The sequence below is a fragment of the Streptomyces sp. NPDC006798 genome, from assembly GCF_040635975.1.
Classification (GTDB): Bacteria; Actinomycetota; Actinomycetes; order Streptomycetales; family Streptomycetaceae; genus Streptomyces.
Map to the genome: position 1 here is coordinate 1 of NZ_JBEYIS010000010.1, position 22456 is coordinate 22456.

The 22456-nt window shown below is 71.1% G+C and carries 18 protein-coding genes, 1 tRNA gene and 1 pseudogene; 11 read left to right on the plus strand and 9 right to left on the minus strand.

The genetic code is table 11. The annotated features are described in order from the left end of the window. From ABZ714_RS08785 to ABZ714_RS08800, 4 genes are all read right to left on the minus strand, one after another. The coding region (locus tag ABZ714_RS08785) for a hypothetical protein (RefSeq protein ID WP_358824449.1) at positions 1-536 on the minus strand (536 nt) is incomplete at its 3' end. Next, positions 536-925, minus strand: a complete 390-nt coding sequence (locus ABZ714_RS08790; protein WP_358824450.1) for a hypothetical protein — start codon at positions 923-925, stop codon at positions 536-538. The genes ABZ714_RS08790 and ABZ714_RS08785, both read right to left, overlap by 1 nt. A 96-nt stretch (positions 926-1021) precedes the next feature. After that, the gene (locus tag ABZ714_RS08795) at positions 1022-1228 is read right to left on the minus strand and encodes a hypothetical protein (protein ID WP_358824451.1); all 207 of its coding nucleotides are present in this window, start codon (positions 1226-1228) and stop codon (positions 1022-1024) included. A gap of 41 nt (positions 1229-1269) precedes the next feature. Beyond that, the gene (locus ABZ714_RS08800) at positions 1270-1758 is read right to left on the minus strand and encodes a hypothetical protein (RefSeq protein ID WP_358824452.1); all 489 of its coding nucleotides are present in this window, start codon (positions 1756-1758) and stop codon (positions 1270-1272) included. A 233-nt stretch (positions 1759-1991) separates the two neighbouring features. Here ABZ714_RS08800 and ABZ714_RS08805 point away from each other — a divergent pair, with 233 nt between their 5' ends. The 4 genes from ABZ714_RS08805 (at position 1992) to ABZ714_RS08820 (ending at position 4899) form a co-directional block, all read left to right on the plus strand. After that, entirely contained in the window at positions 1992-2426 is a 435-nt protein-coding gene (locus ABZ714_RS08805) for a transcriptional regulator (RefSeq protein ID WP_358824453.1), read from the plus strand. Between the two features lie 148 nt (positions 2427-2574). Then, positions 2575-2808 (plus strand): hypothetical protein, encoded by a 234-nt coding sequence (locus ABZ714_RS08810; protein ID WP_358824454.1) that lies wholly within the window; start codon positions 2575-2577, stop codon positions 2806-2808. Positions 2809-3075: 267 nt separating this feature from the next. Continuing rightward, positions 3076-4329 carry a tyrosine-type recombinase/integrase gene (locus tag ABZ714_RS08815; RefSeq protein WP_358824455.1) on the plus strand — a complete coding sequence of 418 codons (1254 nt, stop codon included), beginning with the start codon at positions 3076-3078 and terminating at the stop codon, positions 4327-4329. Between the two features lie 435 nt (positions 4330-4764). After that, the gene (locus tag ABZ714_RS08820) at positions 4765-4899 is read left to right on the plus strand and encodes a DLW-39 family protein (protein WP_003958712.1); all 135 of its coding nucleotides are present in this window, start codon (positions 4765-4767) and stop codon (positions 4897-4899) included. A 150-nt stretch (positions 4900-5049) separates the two neighbouring features. Here the strand turns inward: ABZ714_RS08820 and ABZ714_RS08825 are convergent, their stop codons facing one another. Continuing rightward, positions 5050-6531: a serine/threonine-protein kinase gene (locus tag ABZ714_RS08825; protein WP_358824456.1), complete on the minus strand. Its 1482-nt coding sequence runs from the start codon at positions 6529-6531 to the stop codon at positions 5050-5052. A gap of 123 nt (positions 6532-6654) precedes the next feature. Next, positions 6655-7203: a DNA-binding protein gene (locus ABZ714_RS08830; protein WP_358824457.1), complete on the minus strand. Its 549-nt coding sequence runs from the start codon at positions 7201-7203 to the stop codon at positions 6655-6657. Positions 7204-7387: 184 nt separating this feature from the next. On the opposite strand from ABZ714_RS08830, the gene ABZ714_RS08835 reads away from it, so the two are divergent. Then, positions 7388-7460, plus strand: a tRNA-Ala gene (locus tag ABZ714_RS08835). Between the two features lie 360 nt (positions 7461-7820). On the opposite strand, the gene ABZ714_RS08840 is transcribed toward ABZ714_RS08835, so the two are convergent. Beyond that, positions 7821-15236: a LamG domain-containing protein gene (locus ABZ714_RS08840; protein ID WP_358824458.1), complete on the minus strand. Its 7416-nt coding sequence runs from the start codon at positions 15234-15236 to the stop codon at positions 7821-7823. Positions 15237-15786: 550 nt separating this feature from the next. Between ABZ714_RS08840 and ABZ714_RS08845 the strand changes: the two genes are divergently transcribed. The 4 genes from ABZ714_RS08845 to ABZ714_RS08860 all read left to right on the plus strand — a co-directional run bounded on the left by ABZ714_RS08845 (position 15787) and on the right by ABZ714_RS08860 (position 18777). Further along, entirely contained in the window at positions 15787-16056 is a 270-nt protein-coding gene (locus ABZ714_RS08845; RefSeq protein ID WP_358824459.1) for a hypothetical protein, read from the plus strand. A gap of 103 nt (positions 16057-16159) precedes the next feature. Then, entirely contained in the window at positions 16160-16615 is a 456-nt protein-coding gene (locus ABZ714_RS08850; RefSeq protein WP_358824606.1) for a penicillin acylase family protein, read from the plus strand. A 118-nt stretch (positions 16616-16733) separates the two neighbouring features. Continuing rightward, positions 16734-18305: an MFS transporter gene (locus ABZ714_RS08855; protein WP_358824460.1), complete on the plus strand. Its 1572-nt coding sequence runs from the start codon at positions 16734-16736 to the stop codon at positions 18303-18305. 109 nt (positions 18306-18414) lie between these two features. Continuing rightward, a complete protein-coding gene (locus ABZ714_RS08860; protein WP_358824461.1) occupies positions 18415-18777 on the plus strand; it encodes a hypothetical protein in 363 nt (120 codons plus the stop codon). Between the two features lie 91 nt (positions 18778-18868). Here the strand turns inward: ABZ714_RS08860 and ABZ714_RS08865 are convergent, their stop codons facing one another. Further along, positions 18869-19804 carry a sigma-70 family RNA polymerase sigma factor gene (locus ABZ714_RS08865; protein WP_358824462.1) on the minus strand — a complete coding sequence of 312 codons (936 nt, stop codon included), beginning with the start codon at positions 19802-19804 and terminating at the stop codon, positions 18869-18871. Between the two features lie 790 nt (positions 19805-20594). On the opposite strand from ABZ714_RS08865, the pseudogene ABZ714_RS08870 reads away from it, so the two are divergent. Beyond that, positions 20595-20684: pseudogene (locus ABZ714_RS08870) on the plus strand (DUF6344 domain-containing protein); the annotation flags it as partial. Between the two features lie 271 nt (positions 20685-20955). Beyond that, entirely contained in the window at positions 20956-21207 is a 252-nt protein-coding gene (locus ABZ714_RS08875; RefSeq protein ID WP_358824463.1) for a hypothetical protein, read from the plus strand. A 234-nt stretch (positions 21208-21441) separates the two neighbouring features. Here the strand turns inward: ABZ714_RS08875 and ABZ714_RS08880 are convergent, their stop codons facing one another. Further along, positions 21442-22182 carry a DUF5324 family protein gene (locus tag ABZ714_RS08880; RefSeq protein WP_358824464.1) on the minus strand — a complete coding sequence of 247 codons (741 nt, stop codon included), beginning with the start codon at positions 22180-22182 and terminating at the stop codon, positions 21442-21444. Positions 22183-22456 lie beyond the last annotated feature (274 nt).

The window sequence follows — 22456 nt, forward strand, 5'->3', positions numbered from 1 at the left end:
CCCTCCGCGGCGGGCCCCCCGCCCCCCGCGCGCCGCCCGTCCGGCCCGGCCGCGGGGCCCCCGCCCCCCCCCGACCACCGGACCCCGCCGCGGCGCCCCAGGGACTGGGTAATCTCCCCGACGACGGTCGCCTCGGTGACCCGGGCGACCTCGGTCCGCGTCACCAGGAAGTCGAACGGCTCCGCGCTGCGGCCGACGGCGAGCCACGGCTCCCCGGGCCACAGGAACAGCCCGGCCGCGCGCCGCGGCGGCAGGCCGATCCCGGCCTGGGCCGAGGAGGAGACCGAGGTGCCGTCCATCTCGCCGCGCACCTGGTGCACGACACCGCACGACCGGCACACCAGCCGAAGCACCGTCCGCTCGTACGAAGGGCCGTGATCGCACTCCGTATCGGCGCACCGGTGCCGCTCCGCGCCCGTATAGGAGTTGCGGTACGCCGTCGCCGTCGAGACCTCCGCCGTCCACACCGGGCGGCGGCACTCCGGCGAGTGCCCGAGTTCCTGCCACCCCAGGTACGTGCCCTGCACCCCCATCATCAGGACCCACCCCCCGAACCCGCCTCGTGGGAACCGGCGGGCGGCGCCTGGTAGCCACGCACCGTGGCCTCGTCCTCGTGGACGACCAGGTTCACCGGGCAGTCCTGCGCCACGCCGGACGAGGACAGCCACCACAGGCCGTGCCGCGAATGGACGACCGGGGCAGGCAGACCGAGCGCGGCTCGCCACGCCTCGAACGCCCGGATCCCGGTGTGATGGAGAGAGATCGTCAAGCTGTCCGGCACCGCCGCCGAGAACGTCAGCTGCGCGGCAGGGAGGCCGGGCCAAGTCGCGAGCAGGCCTGCCAGCAGATGGACCGGTCGGGACTGCGACGCCAGCGTGCGGACACGCGGCGGGCCGATGATCGGGGATGGGATGATGGAGGACACGTGTCCCCCTCCTCTCTCGACCGTGTGCTGGTCGGATAGGGATGGGTGATGCGCAGGGGTCGCCCGGGCCCTGGCCGGTCCGGGCGACCCCGCGTGCTACGTGGGGGCCGTAGCTTGCGAAATCCAGTCCGCCGCGCGGCGAGTTACGCCGTACGCCCGTCTCTTGATTCGGGCCATGCCGTGGGTGTCGGTGGGCGCCGGGGTGTAGTGCTCGGTGGCCTGTGTGAGCAGACCGGAGGCCAGTTCGTCCCCGATCTCACGGCGCAGGTCGGCCAGCTCTACGGCGACCTCGGTGGGGGCCATGCCGCTATCGATGAGGGACCGGTATACGCGGGAGTACGCGGTCATGAGTCCTCCATGACCTGGTGCTGCCGTTGCTGAGCAGCCAGGACGCGCGCGGGGTCAAACCGCCTTGACTCGCCGACGTACAGGAGACCGGGCCAAATTGTGCCGCGGTCCTTTGCGTCTTGGATCTGCTTGTCGATCCAGGACGTCGACTTCCGCAAGTACTTCGCCAGCTCCTTTTGGGTCATGAGGTGCTCAGGGGCGCGAAAAATAGACGATCTACGCGTAGATGTAGATCTTTTGGGTATGGGTTCGGGTTCTTCGAACAGGTCGAGGACTGGCCGGTCGAGTGCTGCGGCGATCAGCCGTGCGGCTCGGTCGCTGCACTCGTCCCGTGCCGTCTTTCCGGCGCCTGCGATGAAGCCGACATAGGCCGCAGAGAGGCCGTCGGGGTCGATCTCCGCCGTCCGTGCGGCCAGCGAAGGGATGGTCAGTCCGACGTCCCGCATCGCGGCCCGGATCGGCGCTCCGGAGTCCAGTCGTCGCATGAGGGGAACCTCCCGGGCGCGGTGCCATGCTCACAGGCCCCGGTGACCTGCGAGATCTACAATCTACGTGTAGAGCGTAGATCGGTCAAGGGTGCCGTTCCGGGGAAGGGGGCGGTCGGTATGGGCCGTTGGGGCGCACAGGGGTCGTGTAGAAGTGGTGAAGGCGGCCGAATAGCGGTGTTCGGCGGGCTGATCTACTTGCACATGTAGATGTAGATTGCGATCCTCGGTTCGTGATGACCACCCATCGCCAGCTCGGCGACGCCTCCGACGCCTCCGATGGCGCCGATGGCGCCTCCGTTGGCGAGGCCGAGGATCTGGCTACCCTGCTCACCCGGGCCCTGGCCGAGGTCGACAGGTCCCAGAAGGACCTGGCGGCGGCATCGAACATCACGTACACCCGGCTCAATCACTGGCTGCGCGGCACGCGCGGAACCTCCCGCATCGCTCCGGATGACCTCCGGGCCCTCACGGCCGCCCTCCGCCACTGGGGGGCTGACGTCAGTGTCGCCGAGGTCTTCCAGGCGGCCGGCCGTGCCGTTCCCGGAAGGGCCGGGGATGAGCGCGAGGCGCGACTCCTCCGGATCTATCGCGCGCTGCCCGTTTCCGGGCAGCGCGCGCTGCTGCAGCATGCCGAGCTGCTCGAAGGGGCAGCGCGCCGTAAATAGCTAAGGGTTGCCTGAGTAAAGGAGACTTTCGCTTTCAGATGTAGGCACCACGAAGACCTTCCATGGAAACTGTGTACGAAGTAATGTCGGCCTCCCGTTGTCCTCCCGCACCGGGCGCATGACAGTCGCGTATCCATGGGGGACACCTGTGTGCATTCACGTCATCGAGGTTGACGTACAGTCAGAAATCGCGGTCTGGGACCCGGACGAAGTGGTCATCACCGTCCAACGGGGCACCCACCCTCACCTACTGATCACCGAATTGCGCGCCCTTCTGGCGATTGACCTCGGCGCACCCACCACCGCCACCGGTGCCCTGGCGTGCTTCTGCGGAGAGCCCGTGACCATACCGGGCGAGCGGGCCGCCGTCTGGGCAGCGTAGATCAGTAGGGAAAGCTGAATCGTGGTACGCAAGAATGCTGCTGCAATTGCGGCACGAAATCCCCAACCGAATCCGAGGCCGAATCCCAGCCCGAAATGCGGGTGCCCTCCATGCCTCGTCAAGTTCCCCGCCAAGCCTCGGCCCGCTGCCGATGAGCACACCGGGAGCTGGGAGGCGCGGTACACCGATCCGGCTGGTCGCGGCCGCAGCAAGACCAGGCCCAGCGAGACAGAGGCCATCGCCTTCCTTGAGAAGGTGCGTACGGAGATGCGGGACCGGACGTGGATCGACCCCGCCCGAGGGGAAATCACCCTCGCCGCCTGGTACACGCTGTGGTGGCCAACTCAGACAAAGCAGACCGGACCCCAGCGCATCGAGGACTGGACGCAGTCTCAGCTCCGCGACGACGGCATGTGGCGCAACCACATCGGCCCCGGCCTGGGGGCGACCCGCCTTGTAGATCTGGGATGGCTCGGCATCCAGACCTGGGTCAACGCCCTGGCCATTGAGAACGGCGGCCCCCTCTCCGCCAGCTCGGTCACCAAGTGCTTCCAGGTGCTTGATCGGATGCTGACAGCGGCCAAGCTGGACCGCCGTGTCCCCTATAACGCAGCCGACGGCATCAAGCTCCCGACGATCAAACAGAAGCATCCCGAGGATCGGCGACCGCCCAGCTATGCCCAGCTCTGGCTCATCCGACAGAAGCTCCCCGAGTACTTCCATGGTCTGCTGATCGTCGCCCAGGAGACGGGACTGCGCTTCCAGGAACTGGCTGGCCTGCGATGGTGCAACGTCGACCTCGTCGGGCGACGGCTTCACGTTCGGGAGGTACTGATCGAACCTCGAGGCAAGATCAAGAGGAAGGCATACCCGAAGTCTGACGCCGGGCTACGCACCGTCCCCTTGACGGGCCTGGCCTGTCGTGCGCTGCGGGAGCTGTGGGCGAACGAGCCGTCAGCCAGCCGTGAGGTCTCCGATCCGGCGGCCGGCCTCTGCGAGGACGAGCTGGTCTTCCACGGCCGGAACAAGATCCGCCGCGGCTCCCGGACATCCGGCGGTGCCGGTGAGGCGTATCGGGCCCCGCTCCGGCGATCCGCATTCCGCCGCCTGTGGATAGACGCCATCCAGGAGGCCGGGGTCGCAAGACAGAAGGTGCGCGTCCTTACTGTTCAGTCTCACGACGAAGCGACCGGCCGGGCGCTGCCGAGGGTGGTGGAGCGTACCGACTGGTGGCCTGTCTTCTCGGACACACGGGATGCCTTCGCCTCCCGCCTCCATGCGGCGGGGGTGCCGGAAGTGATCACCCAGGAGATCCTCGGGCACGAGCGGGCTGGCCGGGTGACGTGGCTGTATACCCATGCTGCGGCTGACTACCCAGGGCAGGTGCTAGCCGCCTTGGAGCAGGGGAAGCGGGCGACGGCCGCGCGGCCGCCACGGCCGTTGCGCGTGGTGCCGACCGCCGACGTACCCCAGGACTACCCCGCCGCTACCCCAGCGAGGGCCTACGCCGCACAGGGGTAGAGGACGTATTCACGCTGTAGAAAGAGGTAGAAGACCAGATCTCTGCAGGTCGCCGCGACCTGCAGAGATCCGGATATCTGGCCTCTGCCCTGATAAGGATGAGGCCACAGGTTCAAATCCTGTTAGCCCCACAGTGTCGAAGACCCCCGATCAATCGTGATCGGGGGTCTTCGCGTTCATGGCGGAGGCCATCGGGGCGGGCGTGCCCGGGTGGCGCGTACCGCGGGGCCGGAGGCCGTCCCACGGGAACCGGCCGGGGCCCGGGGGTGGCGGCTCCGGCTGGGAAGACCCGCGCGCGGGCGGCGGTCGAACGTATGGCCTCGGGCGATTCGGGGGCGCTCTGCAAGGGGTACGCAGGTCACCGATCGGTATCGGTCGGTGTGTATAGTCGGGCGCCAGAAGTCCTCATACGTCAAGGAAAGACGAGGTCGCGCGGTGAAGAAGCTTCTCCTGGTCGCACTGGCCGCCATCGGCGGGCTCCTCGTGTACCGCCAGATCCAGGCGGACCGCGCCGAGCAGGATCTGTGGACGGAGGCGACCGACTCCGTGCCCGCAGGTTCCGGTGTGTGAGCCCCGGCGGTCATAGTCGAACCGGCTCTGAGAGCCCCGGTCGTCGCTCGGCGAGACCGGGGCTTTCTGCTGCCCGGACGCTGCTCGGACCTGGTCCGGCCCGGTAGGGGCGGGGGTGGCGGGGGGTGGTTTCCGGTCAGGGGCCGAGGGTCAGCTCCGGGTGAGCGCCCAGATGCCGACGGCGTAGCAGAGCAGGGCGAGGACCAGGACCGGTACCGCGATCTTCGCGGCGGGCAGGGCCCGGCGGCGGCGTCGGGCGGCCCGGCGGAGTTCCGCGCGGGAAAGGGGAACCCCGGGGCTCTGGGCGGTGTAGGTACGAGTAGGAGGTACCTGAGGCGATCCGTACGGCAGCGGGGTCGTCGGAGCGGTCTGCCCGGTGGGGTGGGGTGGCCTGGGCGCCGGGCCGGGGAGGGGGTGTGTGCCGTGCGGGACGGGTGGCGGCGGTTTCGGAGCGGCGTCCGGTGGCGCGGGCGGTGGTGTGGCCGGGCCGGGCACGGGAATGGCGGCGGGCGAGCCGCCGATCGGGTGCGGTGGTGGAGTCGGCGGCTGGCTGGGCGGCGCCGGGACCATGGCGACGACACCACCGGTGTGCGGGTGCGGTGGCGCCGCCGGGGCCGGTGGACGGTCCGGCTGTACGGGGACTCGGCCGCCGGCGGACCCCGCGGGGAGCGGTGGCGGTGTTCCGCCGGGGGCGGCCGGGTCGGCCGGGGCGGCGGCCGGGGCGTCGGAGCCGGAGGGGGTGTTCGGGACGGGCTCGGGGCCCTCGGGGCCGAAGCCCGGCGGCAGCGGCTCCAACTGGTCGAAGATCTCGACCGGTTCCTCGTCCTCACCGGTCTCCGGAAGCGCCTCCACGGCCGCGAGCAGTGCCTTGCGGGCGCCCGCGGCGGACCGGAAGCGGTCCTCCGGGTCGGGCTGGAGGAGCCCGGCCAGGACCTGCCAGAGGGGTTCCGCGATCCCGAGCGGGGCGCCCGGGGTGCCGTGCTCGGTGAAGTGGTCGACCAGGGCGCCCGCGTCCGGCTTCTGGCCCTGGAGGAGATAGAGGCCCACCAGACCGACGGCGAAGAGGTCCGCCGGGAAGTCGGGCTCGGCGCCGGTCATCTGCTCGGGCGCGAAGTAGCCGGGCGTCCCCACCACGTAGTTGGTCTCGGTGAGCCGGGGTTCGCCCTTGCGCATGGCGATCCCGAAGTCGGAGAGCCGCAGATGGGGGCGGCCGGTCCCGGTGGCCTCCATCAGGATGTTCGCCGGTTTGATGTCCCGGTGCACCACGCCCTCCGCGTGCACCGCCGCCAGCCCGGCGAGCAGCTGGTCGAGCAGCGCGCAGACATAGCGCGGCGGCAGGGGACCGTAGTCGCCGATCACATGCGCCAGCGACCCGCCGCCCACCAGATCCATGGTGAACAGCACCTTGTCGTCGTCGGCGGCCCAGCTGGCCGGGGCGAGGACATGGGGATGGTCGATCCGCATGGCCTGCTCGCGGACGAACCGCAGCAGGGTGTGCGCGTCGCTCTGCTGGAGCACCTTGGCCGCGACATAGCGCTGCCTGCGGCGGTCCCAGGCGCGCCACACCGCGCCGACGCCCCCGTGCCCGACCGGGTCGATCAGCTCGTACCGAGCGGCGAAGACCTCACCCATGGCGCTGTGCCCGCTCCTCGTTCCCTCAAGAGGCGCCGTTTCCCTCGTGAGGCGCCTGCCCCGCCTCGATACCGCCCCGCGGCCGCTCCCGGGAGCCGCCGGGCGGGCCCCGGACCGCCGGGATCAGCTCTGGTGCGCCTCGTAGTGCGCGACGGCGTCCGCGGTCCGGCCCGCCCCGTACACCCGGAGGAACTCTGCCAGCTCGGGGTGCGTGAGGGCGAGGGAGTCCGCCGCGTCGATGATGTCCCCGGCGGCGGAGACGGAGCGCAGCAGCGACTGGATCTCCCGCACCACCCGGCGGACCGTCGGCGCGCCCGAGCTGCTGGTCGTCTGTCCGGTGCCGGTCAGCACGGATCCCCCCTGGGACTTCTTGATCTCCTCCATGCGGTCGGCCGCCTCGACGGCGCTGACACTGCCGTCGGCGACCTGACCGGCCAGCTCCTGCAACGCCTGGACCCGCTGGACCACGGCGGGGTTGCCGATCTTCGCCCGCTGGCCGCTCATCAGCTGCGACAGCATCGGCGCGGACAGCCCGAGCACGGCCGCGAGCCGGGCCTGGTTCAGCCCCAGATCGTCGATGAGCCGCCGGAAGAGCGCCCCGAGCGGTTCCCCGTACCAGCTGCGCTGCAACTCCCTGGCTCTGGCGGTCGTCTCCTGCTGAGCGGCGTCCATGTGCGTCTCCCCATCGCTTCCCCTGAGGCGCGCTTCACTGCTGCGAACCACGCCGTGCATCTTACGGAGAGTGGTCGTCCATCGGGAGTCCCAATCCCTTTGCGGGATAACGGCCCACACCCGGTATTCTGGTCCCGACGAGCACCGGGGTCACAGCTCCGCGTCTTCGTCCACCTCCCGCCCGGGGGCCTTAGCTCAGTTGGTAGAGCGCTGTCTTTGCATGGCAGATGTCAGGGGTTCGACTCCCCTAGGCTCCACAGCCCTCAGAGGCCCTCTGACCTGCGGAAACGTAGATCGGAGGGCCTCTTTGTGTTCGTCACGCCAACATCGTGTCAACACGCCTCTCGCATGGCGTGCCGTTCGTGGCATCGATCAGAAGCCGTGAGAACAGGGACGGAACGGTCACCTACGCCGTGCTGTGGCGGCGGGCGGGCGGAGGCCGGAACGCGAAGCGGGAATCCGAGAACCTCGACAACGAGGTCTCCGCCGGTCGCGGTGCGCCCGGAGTCGTCCGTCGGGAACGGTGGCATCTTGTCCGGGACGATCGCCCAGTAGCCGAGGCCGGACATCCGTAGGTGTCCGGCCCGGCCATCGCCCCGTTCAGGACGTTTCCGCGGTTACTCGGTCACGCCGTAGTAGTTGACGAGGAACTTGGTGATCTCCACCTCGTGCGGCAGCAACTGCGGCAGATGTGTCGCCAGCGCGGTCCGGGTGGCCGCCGCGAGTTCGGAGGCCGAGGCGATCGCGGTGGAGACATAGGGGTCGAGGCGGCGGATCAGCTCGTAGTTGCTGGGGACGTCCACCGCCCGCAGCGCCTTCTCCAGCGGGGGTGCGTCGGCCGGCGGGACCGGCGGCAGGACCCGGGAGATGTAGGTGACCCGGTGGAGCACCCGCCAGCACGGGGGCTTGCGGTCACTGTGGCGGGCCTGGCGCAGCGCCGTCGCGTGGGGCTCGTTGCTGGTGGCCAGCCAGGTGGGGTCGACGACCTTGTGGTAGAAGTCGTCGAAGTGGCTGGTGTCCTGGCCGAGGTAGAAGGTCATGAAGCGATACGCGTCGACCTTCCCGGGAACCCGGTCCGGCCGACCTGCCGTGTCGTACATCAGCTTGTTGTTGGCGTCGCGCTTCTGGATGTCCCGGGTGGGGTTGCAGACGACCTCCAGGCTGTGGGAGCGGGTGGCTTCCCCGGCCCGCTGCCGGGTGACGGTCATCCCGCCGCCCAGGGAGGCGTCGAACTGGAGGCCGACCCCGACGCCCGCGACCTCGAAGCCGATCTCCAGTGAGGTGTTCAGGGAGCCGGAGACGCTGTAGGAGCCGCCGGTGGTCTGGGTGACCACATCGGTGGTACCGGTGGTCTCGGCGAAGAAGCCGCCGTCCGCGGTCCACACATAGGTGTTGACGATATTGCGGTTGGCGAAGGACCCCGCGGACTCGGTGGGCGGGTTCTTGCCCGGGGCGCCCGGGGTCGTCCCGACGAAGGACTCCAGCACCCGGGCGGCCCGGCCCTCGGTCGGGTCGGGGGTGTGGGTCTCGGTGGAGACATTCGCGTAGTACGTCTCCAGCTCCTGGCGCTCACGCAGGATCCGCCGCTTGATCGCGTACGCCTCACGGGGCTTGAAGTAGCTGTGCTCCCCCCGCTGGGAGGCGTTCGGATAGGAGGGGTCGAGGACCTTGCCCTGGGCGTTGAAGCCGACCGCCCCGTCCAGGGTGCCCTGCTTGGTGTACTGGGGGTTGACCGGGAACGAGATGATGTTCCAGTCCTTGGGGATGTCCGGGTTCGGCATGATCCGGTATGCCACCAGGGCTCCCGAGTGCGCGAGCCGCAGCGCGTAGACATCGGCCGTCTCCGACTGCACCAGGGCGTAGCCGTTGTTCGCCGGGACGTAGCGGCGGCCGATATCGGTGTTGAGGATCTTGTTCTCCGGCTCCCGGGTCACGGTGAGGCTCGCGGTGGTGTCCCGTGAGGTGCTGGTGCCCTGGGATACGGAGGTCTCGTCGGTCCAGGCGTTGGAGTACTCGAAGCTCCCGCCGATCCGGCCCTTGACGGTGACGTCCACCAGGGGCTGGGCGGTGCCGAAGCCGAGCGGCGCGGTGAGCAGCAGGACCTGGGCGTCCACCTCCAGGCCCGCCGACATGCTGAAGGCCGCGTCGACGCTGCGCTCACGGGCCGAGGAGAGGGTGGAGGTCACCTCTTCCGCCTGCTTGAAGGTGACGCTGGAGGCCCCGGTCGGGTCGCTGTCGCCGGTGAGGTTCTCCGACGGGACGGGGGGCGCGCCCTCGATATAGCCGATGAGCTGGGGATCGAACTGGACCTGGCCGACCCATTCGCTGATCAGGTCACCGACCTTGTAGCCGGTGGTCAGCTGCCAGGTGCCGTTGCTGATGTGGGCGTAGGCGCGCTTGAGGACACCGGACGCCTCCCCGGTGGCGGTGTACTGGAGGTCGGCGTACTCGGCGGCGGACGGCGGTGCCGAGACACTCTGGTGGAAGGGGGTGCTCACCCCGGCGAGGGCGGACCGTACGGCCGCGGTGTCGGTGGACACCGGGGCGGTGGAGAGCACGATATTGGGCGAGCTGGCGTCGAGGCCCAGGTCGTTGCCGCGCAGGGAGTGATCGCGGACGGCTTCGGCGGTGGCGGTGGTCGACTCGCTGTCGAAGGGCCAGTAGGCGACGAGGTCCTGCTTGTCGCCCTTGAGCCGGGTGAAGAGGCTGTCGAGGAGCTGTTCGCGGGTACGGGCGGTGCGCCAGAGCCGGACCTCCTCCAGTACCCCGTCGTAGTACTCGGACCCCGTGCCGGAGCGGATGACCGCGCCGAGGGTGAGCTGGTCGTCACCCCAGTCCGTGAGCGGGTTGGCCGCCGGGATCTCCAAGGGGACCGACTGGCCGTTGCGCAGGACCAGGAACGAGCTGGCGAGCGGATCGGGGTCGGGGGCCCAGCGGGCCCCGCGCAGCTTCACATCGTGGCCTCCGGCAACGTCCTCGCTGGTGCTGCCGGTGTTCTCCTCGAAGGTCCAGCGGCCGACCAGCCCCTCGTCACGGGGCTGGAGGGCGGTGCCGAGCCGGTTGGTGTCCCGGGCCTTGCTCCAGATCCTGACCTCGCCGACGGTGCCCTTCAGGGAATGGACTGCGGTGCCGTCCACGGCCCGGCCGATCTGCAGCGCGCCGTCGTTGCCCCGGGGGCCGGGGCCGGTGTAGCGGCTGGTGCCGATCTCGGTGCCGTCCACGACGAAGCGGATGTCGTCCCACTTCTTGGCCTCGACCTTGTCCACCACGTCGACGCGCTGGGTGCGCTGGGTACCGTCGGCGTCGGTGTAGGTGATGTCGCGGGTCCCCTTGGTCTCCTCCGTGGTGCTGCCGCCCTTGCGGACCACCGCGAAGCGGTGGAAGCCCGCGGTGACGGCGCTGGTGGAGGTGAAGCGGCGGACGACCGGCCCTGGTTCCTCGAAGGCGAACTCCAGCTTTCCGTCGGGGCGTAACACGAACTGGTACGGGGCACTGCCGCCGTCGCCGCTGCCGAGCCGGCCCTTGGACACCAGACCCTGCCGGGCACCGATGGCGTCGATCCTGGCGAAGACCTCGATGGTGAGGTCCTCGGTGAGGTCGAGGGTCTCGGCGTCCGGGGTCTCGGCCCAGGCGGTGCCGTCGAAGCCGAGGGCCCAGGACTGTTCGTAGGCCACCGCGAGATGGGCCCACTCCCCGTTGGGGTAGGTGTCGCGGCTCTGGCGGGCCTTGTCACCGACGGCGACCTGGATCCGGTGGGTGGTCAGCGCCGATTCGGAGGTGGCGGGGCTGCCCCAGACACCGCCGTGGCGCTGCTGGGGGCCGAGGTCGGTGAACTTGCGGTCGCCGTCGGTGGTGGCGGCGGTCTCGTAGGTCCAGGCGCCGGTCAGTCCCGGTGCCCGGGAGATCCGCTGGGCCCGGTCGGCGTCGATCTCGGTCGCGGTACGGGCGACGCTCCAGGTCCGCAGTTCCGCGAGCCGCCCGGAGTAGCTGCGCACCGTGCCGCTGTCGGAGCGGCCGACGATCAGACCTCCGGTGCCGCCGGGCAGTGCCGTGGCGGTGCGGCGGGCGACCTCCGCCCCGTCCCGGACGATGGTCTGTACCCGGGTGGCGCGGTTGAAGGTGACCGCCCAGTGGTGCCATTCGCCGTCGGTGTAGGCGCCGGTGGTGGTGAGGATCTGGGCGGTGGTGCCGGTGCCGAAGCCGAAGCTGAACTTGGCGTCGGCGGTGAAGCCCATGGTGAGGCCGTTGGCGCCGATCGCGACGATGGTGTCCGCCACCGTGCGTCCGGTGGTCCGCTTGAGCCAGCATTCGATGGTGAAGTCCGTCCCCGTGGGGTCGGCGCCCTCGATCAGCATGGCGTCATTGGTGCCGTCCAGGACCATGCCGCCGGTCACGGCCGGTCCCGGGACCAGCGTCAGCGCCGCCTTGGTTTCGCCCCGCTTGACATGCAGGACGCGGGAGCGCGTCGCCGGTATCCGCTGTGGTTTGGTCCAGGCCTCCACGGTCAGATCCCCGGCCGGGACGGTCACCTGGTCGAGTCGGCCCGTGGGCAGGGTCAGCCGGTGGTGGAGTCCTTCGAAGCGGAAGGCACGGCCCGGGGCGTCCCCGCGCCAGCGGCTGCCGTAGCCGCTGAGCCGTGCGGTGGCGGTGCCGTTGGGGACGGGGAGGTCGGCCTTGTCGGCGCTGACCGTCACCCAGCGCGACCCTCTCGCGAGGGACGCGCCGGGCCGGGAGGCGGTGGCGCCGGCGTGGTCGTAGCGGACCACCGACACCGTGGTGCCCGCGGCGAGCCCCGGTGGCGGCGCCGGATACACCCGCAGCACCGTCGCCTTCGCGGCGGCGTCCACGGTCACCAGATGGTTCTTCTCCCCGATCCGGACGTACGAGCCCCTGGCGACGGCGACGGCGGTCTCCTTGGTCAGCCGCACCTCGTCGTTGGAGACACTGGCCACCGTGCCGACCTGGACCGGTTCGTCCCCCGTGCCGTTGAGGACGGCGGCCAGTACCCCGGCCCGCCGGGGCAGCTGGGTGAAACGTTCGGTCTCGGTGCCCCGGGTGATGGTCAGATTGCACAGACCGTCCATCGTCACCCCGTTGACCACAGCGGCGGCGACGGTGATCTGGGTCTGGGTGGTGGAGAGGTCGACGCCCGGGTCCCGGGCGGTGAACAGCGCCGTGAGCCCACCGCCGGTGAGCTGCTGGACCCCTCGTACGGTCGAGGTGTCGAGGTAGGCGGCGAAGAACTGGTTGTTGGCGCCCTGGAAGTAGAGCGTCACCCGGCCCGAGGCACTGTCCACCAGGGCGGGAGTGGCGGCGGTGCGGGCGAACTTCAGCAGCGCGCCCGCAGCGCCGAGCCCGTTCACATCGGTGGCGAGATGCGGAACCGGCATCACCAGGTCGCCGGCGCCCAGCAGCCCGCCGCTGAGCCGGGCCAGCTCCTCCCGGGCCTGGGTGATCTCATTGCTCTTGGCCATCATGTCCCGGTCGGCCTGGAGGAGACGGTTGCCGAGCTCGCTGATCCGCAGTCGACGGGCCGGGTCGGAGCTGCCCGCCACCCGCTCGATCGAGAAGGTGTACGCGTCGGTCTCCTGCCCCTGCGCATAGCCGTACCAGATCCACATCCCGGTCTCGACGTTCTGGAACTGGACGCGGGAGTCCAGCCCGCCTCTCATGTACCACTGGGCCGAGGCCGGAACGGGGCTCGTGAGGGAGATCCGGGAGACGGTGAGCGGGGCTTCCCTGGTGCCGTTCGGGGACACCACCACCGGATTGCCGGAAGCCAGGCTGACCAGTACATAAGCGGGGTTTCCGTAGCGCCCGGCGCTCCCGGGCACCGGCATCAGCCGCCACTCCCTGGTCGCGCTGGTGTCATCGGCGCTCGCCACGCGGGTCGACTCCACGGTGCCGGACTTGTAGTGCGAGAAGAAGTACAGGCGGTTGAGCGATGACGTGTAGTGCAGACGGACCGCCCACTTCGCGGGGTCGGTGTCCGCCGCGGCGCCCGCCTGGAGCGACTCCTTCTCCACCACGAGGAGATGGGCCTCTGACTCCATGGTGGCGAGTTCCTGCTCCAGTTGCCTGACCCGGCTCTCCTGCGCCGAGACCCGGTCGCTGGTCTCCTCCACGGGGCGGCCCAGCTCGGCCAGGGTAATCACGTCCGGGACGGCGGCCAGCCGTCCGTCCACGCCGACCCCGAGGTCGACGGTGGCGATATGCGCCTCGGCCGCGGTGTTGCCGCTGGGGCGGGTGGCGCACGCCAGCAGCACCCTGGCCTGCCGTTTGGCGGGCTTGGCCGCCTCGTCGTAGCCGGAGGTCGTGTCCTCCTGCTGGTAGTAGAGGGTGGCGCTCAGACCGGAGACCACATCGCGCCCGGAGAGGGTGAAGCTGTCCCTGCGCACCCCGGGGTGGTCGGCGATGGGCGCGTCGGAGGTCACCCAGGAGGCGGCGGCCCCGGTGACGGTGCCATTGACGGCCGAGTCGGTCTGGTCGTAGGCGAGGGTGCCGGAGCCCTCGTCGAGGCGGTAGTAGGCGATCAGCCCGGGTTCGTTGCCGATCAGCCGGTAGGACCGGTCCTCGGTGAGTTCGGCCTGGGAGCGGCCCCGGTTCCAGATCCGTACCTCGTCGACGGCGCCGCTGAAATAGGTGCCGTTCTGGGTCGAGCCGATGCGCAGCGCGGCGCCGCCGTCGGCGGCGTAGGCGATCGTGGCGCTGCCCGCGAACTCCCCGTTGACGTAGAGGGTCGCTGTGGTGCCGTTGTAGGAGACGGCGAGATGGGACCAGGTACCGGAGGCGATGGTCTGGGTGGCGGTGAGGGAGCTCGCCCCGCTGTGCTCCAGGATCACCTGGCCGCTGCCGGAGACCCGCAGCTGGAAGCCGCCCTGTCCCGCGCCGTTCCAGCGGGCGAGGACGGGCCCGCCCGCCGGCTGGGGCTTCACCCACGCCTCGACGGTGTACCCCCCGCCCTGGAATCTCAGCGTCGTCGCGGTACCCAGGTCGACGTAGGCGCTGCCGCCGTTGAGATTCAGCTGGATCGCGGACTCGGCGAGATGGCCCTCCGGGCTCACCGGCACCAGGGCCCGGTCGGTGAACGGGCACAGGCCCGGGGCCCGTTCGTAGACCGAGGCGCGGTAGCGGGGCTCGGGGCTGGTCCAGTAGCGGGTGCCCTGGGTGTTGAAGAGGCCGTCGGGGGCCTGCTCGACATTGAACGAGTCGATGCGCCTGGTGAGGTTGTTGTACGCGAAGAACTGCCAGCGCCGCTGGGTCTGCACCGCGGTGGGGGTGAGGACCGCGGCGAACCGTCCTTCGGTCAGATTCCGCAGGAAGGCCAGCTCATGGGTGGGCTCGTGGAACAGCTTGCCGTCCATGTCGGCGGCGCCGAGGCTGTCCTTCGCCGTCTTCGGCTCGGTCTTGTGGCGACTGCGCCGGTAGCGGACCTCGGCGACCGGCTTCAGCTTCCCGCTGACCAGCAGGAACCGGTCGCAGAGCAGAGTGTCGGCGACCAGGGCCACCTTGGCCCCGGAGGACTGGAGGAAGTCGGTACGGGAGGGGTCGCCGGAGACGCCGCCGCCGGAGAGGATGTGTACGGCGTCGGTGTGACCGGCGCTGATGGCCTGGCGCAGGACGACCACATGGGTGCCGTCGGAGAGCACCTGGAACGGGGCGGCGGCGGTCAGCCGCGCGGTGCTCGACAGGAAGAGGTCGGTCTGTTCCGCCGTCAGGGTCTCGTCCCGCCGGGCCTCGATCCGCCCGCCGCGCTTGACCGCGGGCAGCCGTACGGCGCCCGCGACCGCGTAGCCGACCTTGAGGATCTCGTCGGGGAAGGGCAGTTCGGCCGGGTTGTCGGACCAGTAGGCGGCGTCCAGTTCGCCGCGCTTCGGGTCGTGGGCCGAGAGGTCGAGGACCGTGTAGACGATGCGCCGCTTGTCGTCCATCGCGAAGGCGAGGGCGGTGCCCTGGTGGCGGACCATCGTGGTGTGGGTGTAGGCACGGTCGCTGTAGGTCTTCAAGAGGTTCTGGTCTGCTGCTGTGGTCATGAACCATCCCGTTCTGTGCACACCCGTACCCCCGCGCACGGGGGCATAAGGGCAGGACGAAGGTGCAGGATGAACCGAGAAGCACGACGAACTGGCCGCCCTGGGGCGGCGAGGGACCGGCCGGGCACGAGCGGGGCCGGGTGACGCGGGAGCCAGTGCACCACGGTCGAATGTGACCCGTATATCGAACAAAGCATCAATGGCTCATAAGAACGGTAAAGCGGGACTCGTCGCATGACTCGGGCGCGAGCCCGGTGCGCGCCGGGATGGACCCGGGTCGGTCCAGGTGGGAGGCAGAGGTGAGTTCCCGCCCGCTGAGCCGCGTAGATGGATGATGGACTGGTACTGAGACGAAGCAGACCGGACTCGCGCTTGGGCATTGACCGGTTGCGGCACCTATGTCGAACTCACGTGCGGACACCGTCCGGCTGGTCACCAGGGCAGGGGTGCCACCGGCGGGTTCTCTCTCGGAGGGGGAGGGCAACCCCCCGAACGGCTCCCGCCGGGCCGGCCGGTCCGGCGGGAGCTCTCACCGGAAAGTCGGAGAACGATGAGTAACACCACGGCTCGGGCCGATGTCCGGACCGCCCCTGCCCAGTGGGCCGCCATCCCCGGCGCCGGCCTCGCCGCGCACCCGGGCAACCTCCGGGACGTCCAGGTGCCCGCCGCCCTCCCGGCCGACATCACGGCCGACGGGGTGGTGGAGCCCTTCTGTGTCGTCCCTTCGAACGGCGACGGACGACGTCGTTCTCCCGTCCCGGCGAAGATTCCGGAAGGTTCGACGGCCGCGGAGCGACCGGGGCAGCACCCCGAGGAGTGAACCGTGCCCGGCACCCGCTGTCCGCGCTGCGGCTGCCCGCTCGGTGAACGACCCGCACATTCCCGACTGACGGCCGCCCGTGAGGTAAGCCGCCGCTGGCCGGCTGGGACCGGATCCGGCCGCCTGGCGCTGGGGCGATCTGCCTACCCACACCTTCTTCGACCCGGTCTCCGGCGCCGCCCTGGGGCCGATACCGCGCGGCGGTACGCACCACACGCCGAAGATCTCCCGCTACTTCCCCGGCTGCTTCGCCGAGGCGGGCGGCGCGACCCTCGGCATGGTGCCGGACGTCGGCTCCTGGGACGCCTCCCGCGCCCTCGACGCCCCGGGCCGGTCCGGTGACCGCCGCGGTCCGCACCATGCCGATCCGCATCGGCGCTGGGCCGCCGGAGACCCCTTCCCACTGCTCTACGGCCGTACGGCGGTGGAAGCGGCCGCCGCCGACCGGTTCCTGCCGCACCCCGCCGGGGCTGACCGGCCTCCCCCGGACCACCGGGCGCCCCGGCCCGGCCGACCGGCCTCGGAGGCATGGCTTTTCACAGGGTTCATCCCCAGATAAGGGCTGGCCTGATGATGCCGTCCGGCGCCGGGGACCGGTGCGCGGGGAGGGGTAGCGTCACCGGCTCCGGATCGATGTTCCAGTGCATCGATCAATGTTCCAGGCGGGGTGGACGGCCATGCGGAAACAGATCGGTACGGGCGCGGGGGCGGACGGGACGCGTACCCGGTGGTGGGCCCTGGGGGTGGTGAGCCTGGCGCAGCTCATGGTCGTCCTCGATGTGACGATCGTGAATATCGCCCTGCCGTCCGCCCAGGCCGAGCTGGGTATCGGTGACGCCGAACGGCACTGGGTGATCACCGCCTATGCCCTCGCCCTCGGCGGGCTGCTGCTGCTCGGCGGGCGGATCGCCGGGGCGATCGGGCACCGCAGGGCCTTCGCGGTGGGGCTGGTGGGGTTCGCCGCGGCGTCGGTGGCGGGCGGGGCGGCCGGAAACGCGGCCGCCCTCTTCGCGGCCCGGGCCGGACAGGGCGTCTTCGCGGCGCTGCTGGCCCCGGCGGCGCTGTCGCTGGTGATCCTCACCTTCCCGGACGGCCGCGAACGGGGCCGCGCCTTCGGGGTCTTCGCCGGGGTCGGCGCGGCCGGAGCGGCGCTCGGACTGGTCGCGGGCGGACTGCTCACCGAGTACGCGGACTGGCGCTGGTGCCTCTACATCAACGTCCCGATGGCCCTGGTGACCCTCGCCGGGACGGTGCTGATCCCGCGCGACCGGCCCGGTGGCGTACCGCACGGCCTCGATCTGCCCGGGGTGCTGCTGAGCACCGCCGGACTCGGCGTTCTGGTCCATGGCTTCACCGAGGCCGAGCCACATGGCTGGAGCGACCCCGGTGTGCTCGGTCTGCTACTGCTCGGCGCGCTGCTGCTGGGCCTCTTCGTCCTGGTGGAGGCCCGGTCGGGAAGTCCGCTGCTGCCGTTGCGGATCCTGGCCGACCGGGTCCGGGGCGGGGCGTTCGTCGCCGTACTGGCGATGTATATCGCGATGTTCGGGTTCTATCTCTTCCTGAGCTACTACACCCAGATGATCCTCGGCTACTCACCGGTGGAGGCCGGGCTCACCCTGCTGATCAACGCCCTGGCCACCACGGTCGGCGCGATGGTGGTCGCCCAGCGGGCCCGGGGCCGGACCGGACCCGATGTACTGATCACGGGCAGTCTGCTCGCCGCGGCGGCCGGGATGCTCGTCCTCACCCGGGTCACCGCCGACAGCTCTCAGGTCCTGGTGGGTTTCCTCGCGCCCGCGATGGTGCTGACCGGTCTCGGGCTCGGCTGTCTGCTCGCGGTGGCGACCGAACGGGCGACCGCCGGACTGGCCCCGGCCGAGGCCGGGGTGGCCTCGGCCGCGTACAACACGGTGCAGCAGATGGGTGCCGCGTTCGGGACGGCGCTGCTGAACTCCATCGCGGCCGGGGCCACCGCCTCGTATCTGCGGGAGCACGGCCCCGGGGCGGTCCGGGCGGGGACGGTCCACGGCTATACGACGGCGCTCTGGGCGGCGGCCGGGATCCTGGTCGGCGGGGCGCTGCTGACCGTACTGATCGCCCGGGGCCGCCGCCGGGCGGAGGCCCGGGCGGTCGGAGCGGTCGACGCCCCGGCGGTCGGAGCGGTGGACGGACCGGACCGCCGGGCGGGTAGCCCGGGCGGACGCACCCCGGATGCCGGAACGGGGGCGGGGCGGCAGGGTGGCGCATAAGCGGATCTCCCGCCGCTTTCCGCCGTTCGTGCCGTGGCGGAACCGGTGCGGCGACCCGTAGGAACAAGGCAGGCAGGCAGGCAGGCAGGGACAGGGACGAGGACTGGTTATGGCTGTTGATCGCCGTCGGCCCCGGCCGGCGAACCGTGGTCGCCGGGGTGCCGTCGCCGTGGGGGCCGGGCTGCTGACCCTGGTCCTCGGCGGCTGCTCGGGCCTCGGCCGGACCTCCGTCGGTCCCGTCTTCTACGACACCGAGAAGAAGGACCATGTCCTGGTGAACAGTCCTCCGGTGAAGGGCTGCCACCGGTTCGGGTCGCCGGGCGCGGTCGCCCTGACCAATGACACGCTGGTCGATCTGCTCGCCTACCCCACGGACGACTGCTCCGGCGGATCGATCTATGTGGCGACCATGACCTCCGATGTGGTCGCCCCCGGGGCCGGACCCTGGAAGAGCTACAGCTTCATCCACTGAGCGGTGTTTCACGTGGAACGTTCCACGTGAAACACCGCCCGGCGGCGGCGGACGGCGGGCCCGGTGGTTCGGCGACAGGCCCGGGCCGGGCTCAGTCGTCGAGTACGGCCAGGTCGAGGCTGCGGAGCCGGTCGCCGCCCAGGGCGTCGATCTCGACGATCCGCCCCTCGTGGATCGTGAAGGCCAGGACCGAGTACGGCGAGCCGTCGGCCCCCAGGGAGACAAAGCCCGCCATGCCGTTGACGAGCGCCGGACGGACGGAGGCGGCGAGCCGCGAGTAGGTGATCGCGTTCCGGGCCACCTGCTCCACACCCCGGGAGACCTGGACCGGTCCCGGTCCGCCGGTGTCGGAGCGGACGACCACCTCCGGGTCGAGTACCGCGATCAGCCCCTCGAAGTCCCCGTCGCGGGCCGCCGCGCGGAACGCGTCCACGACCTTCCGCTGCCGGGTGATGTCGGCGTCCGGGACCGGGGTCCCCTGGACCCGGCGCCGGGCCCGGCTGGCGAGCTGCCGGGTCGCGGCGGGGGTACGGTCCACGATCGGCGCGATCTCCTCGAACGGCATCGCGAACAGATCGTGCAGCACGAACGCCAGCCGCTCGGCCGGTGACAGGGTCTCCAGGACGATCAGCATCGCCAGCCCCACCGAGTCCGCCAGCACCGCCTGGTACTCCGGGTTCTCACCCTCCGGCTTGGCGATCACCGGCTCCGGCAGCCGGATGTCCAGCGGGTCCTCCCGCCGCTGGGTACGGGAGCGGAGCATGTTCAGACAGACCCGGCTGACGATCGTGGTCAGCCAGCCGCCCGGATTCTCCACCCCGTCCGTACCGGCCCGGCTGACCCGCAGCCAGGACTCCTGAACGGCGTCGTCCGCCTCGGCCGCCGAGCCCAGCATGCGATAGGCGACCGCGTGCAGCCGCCCCCGGTGCTCCTCGAAGAACGCGGCCAGCAGCTCGTCGCCGGGCTCGGCCCGGTCCTGGCCGCCGGGGTGTCCGCCGGGCCGCGCGTCGGGCGTGTGGTCGTTCATGGGTGGCTTTCCTCCGTCATCGGTCTCACCGGGATGACCCGCCGGGACCCTCCGATGTGACGGGACCGGGGAAATCCGGCGGCACGGATTCTCCCGGGCCGGTACTGGGCCGTCGGAGGAGGCCGGAGAAGTACGGCGGCACCCGGCGGAGGCCGTCCGGCCACCGATCGCGCGAACCGGCCGGAACGGGCGCACCGTACGACGCCCGTACCGTCCCCGCCACCCGGAATGGGCCGACCGGGTGGTGTTCATCGGAAGAACCTCTTAGCAACGGCGTCGCTCCTTCGCAACTCGGGATCCATACAGATCATGAGAAAGGTATGTAGATCGCCCAACTCGAATGTGAGGGGTCATGGCAGTCCAGCAGGTCAGAAATGTGTGGGCCGCGCTCGTCGCGGCGCTTGTGGCGCTGATGGCGTCACTGGGGTTCTCCACCGCTTCGGCGGGGACGGCACGAGCCGCCGGGGGAGTCTCCGGCGAGGCGGTCCCGCCCGCCCGCGGCGCGGAGTCGCCCGCCGGGGCCGGTGCCACGGCGGCCGGTCAGGGCTCACCGCCCGGCGGATCCCCGGCGCGGACGGCGGAGATGCCGCGCCAGGCGGACGGCGGCCGTCAGGACGGTAGCCGTCCTGACAGCGGCCGGACGTCGGAGCGGGCACAGGACCGCGAACGGTGGCGGGACCGGGTGCCCGACCGGCTCAGGGGTCTGATCAGGGACCATGAGCGCGGCCGGTCCGTACGGTCGCTGATGTCGGCACTGATCCCGGCCCAGACGGCCCGGCTGCACACCGGGCCGCGCGAGAGGTCGCTACCGCCGACGATCAAGCAGCGCATCGGTGCCGAGGCCCATGGCTCGTCGCCCTCGGTCCGCAGGATCCCGCTGTACGACACCGATGCCGCGCCCGCCTCGGCCACCGCGTCCGATCAGTCCGATCAGTCCGACCAGGAGGCCGCCGCGCACGGCCGGGCCGCGGACGCGAACCGGGCGGACCGTACGGAACGGAGCACGTCCGGCGTCGCCACGGGCGGCACACCGGCGGAAAGCACCGCGGCCGGGGGCGCCCCGGCCGAACCGGGTGCCGTGCCGGCCGGTCGTACCGCCGTCCCGGCCGCCCGCTCCTCGTACACCACGGCGGCATGAGACGCCGGACGTCGTGTCCGTGCCGTTCCGGCAGCCGTACGAGACGGACCAGCAGCGCCGTGACGGGCATCCGCCCGGCCCGCCGCGACCGGCCCGTACGAACGGCCGGACGATGGTGCCGACGACCAGCGGTACGGCGGCGGACCCGACCACCGACCGGACCACCGGCACCGTGCTGGGGACGACCGGTCAGGCCGGGAGGGACACCGGCGTACGGGGATCCACCGGAGCCCGGAGCACACCCGGTCCGCACGAGGACCGGTGAACCGGACCGACGGCCCGGACCGGACCGACGACCCGGACCGGACCACCGGCCGGATCGCCCACCGGGCCACCGACGGCACCGACCGCACCGGCGGCCGACGGCGACGACCGCCGTACGACCCGTACACCCCGGACGGCCTCCGAGCAGACGACCACGGCACCGGCGAACCGCCGGGCGCTCACCACGAGACCATCCCGCCGCACGGCGTCACCTCACCGAGCGGCGGCACACCGCTCAGGCACGGCCGTCGCGGTTCTCCTCACCGGTCTCACCGGTCTCGCCGGCCTCACCTGCGGCGTCGGCCGCATCGGCCTCGTGCTGCTTCGCCCGTACCTCGGGATCCAGCGCCTCCGGACTGCCGTCGACGGACGACAGCGGATCGCGGCCCGGGTCGGGGATTTCCGTCGCCTCCGGCGGCTCCACCAGCCAGTCGGGATTGGCCTGCCGGTCCCACCACTTCCACGCCACGAACGCCACCACCGCCGTCCCGCCGACGATCGCGAGGCCCCTGACGAACCGGCCGGCCCTGGCCCGCCGTTCGTGCCGCCTGACCAGACCCTGAATCTCGCCCGCCGTCACCCCGCCGCGCAGCGCGGCCAGTGCGGCGTTCGACCTGACCACGGCCTCCTCGCCGATGGGCTGGGCCGCGGCCACCGCGTGTTCGATCCGCGGTTTGCCGTAATCCGCCGCCTGACGAGCCGCCTTCCGGGCCCGGTACGCCGCCCGGTGCGCAGCCGCGTCCACCTTCGGCGGCACATGCGGCGCGACATGCGCGCCGTACTGAAGGCGTGCCTGAGCGGCGGTCGCCCGCGCCGCCCCGGAGACCCGGGGCGCGATCCGTACCCGGGCCTCCTGCGCGTAATGAGCGGCGTGGTCCCGGGCCGAGTCCGCGTAGGGCGCCACCACCTCCGCCGCGTGCAGCACGCTCTCCTTCGCCGTGTCGGTCGCGGCGCGCACGCTCTCCAAGCGGGTCACGGGAACCTCCTCATCGGTGGCGTTCCGGAACGCACCGGGCAAAGCCCGCGTACATCCCGGTTCAGTACATAACGTCGTATCGCCTATCCGTCCGTGGAAAAATCATGCCTTCGGGCCGGGACCTCGGCATGCGGTACGCGCATCCGGGTCACCGGGCCCGTACCCCGGCGGGGGTGTTCCATGGCATTTCCGGGCCGTTTTCGGTGCCCGCCGCCCATCCGTGCGAGGATCGGGGCCGACCGATATGACCGTCAGCACCCACCGGAAGGCAGGA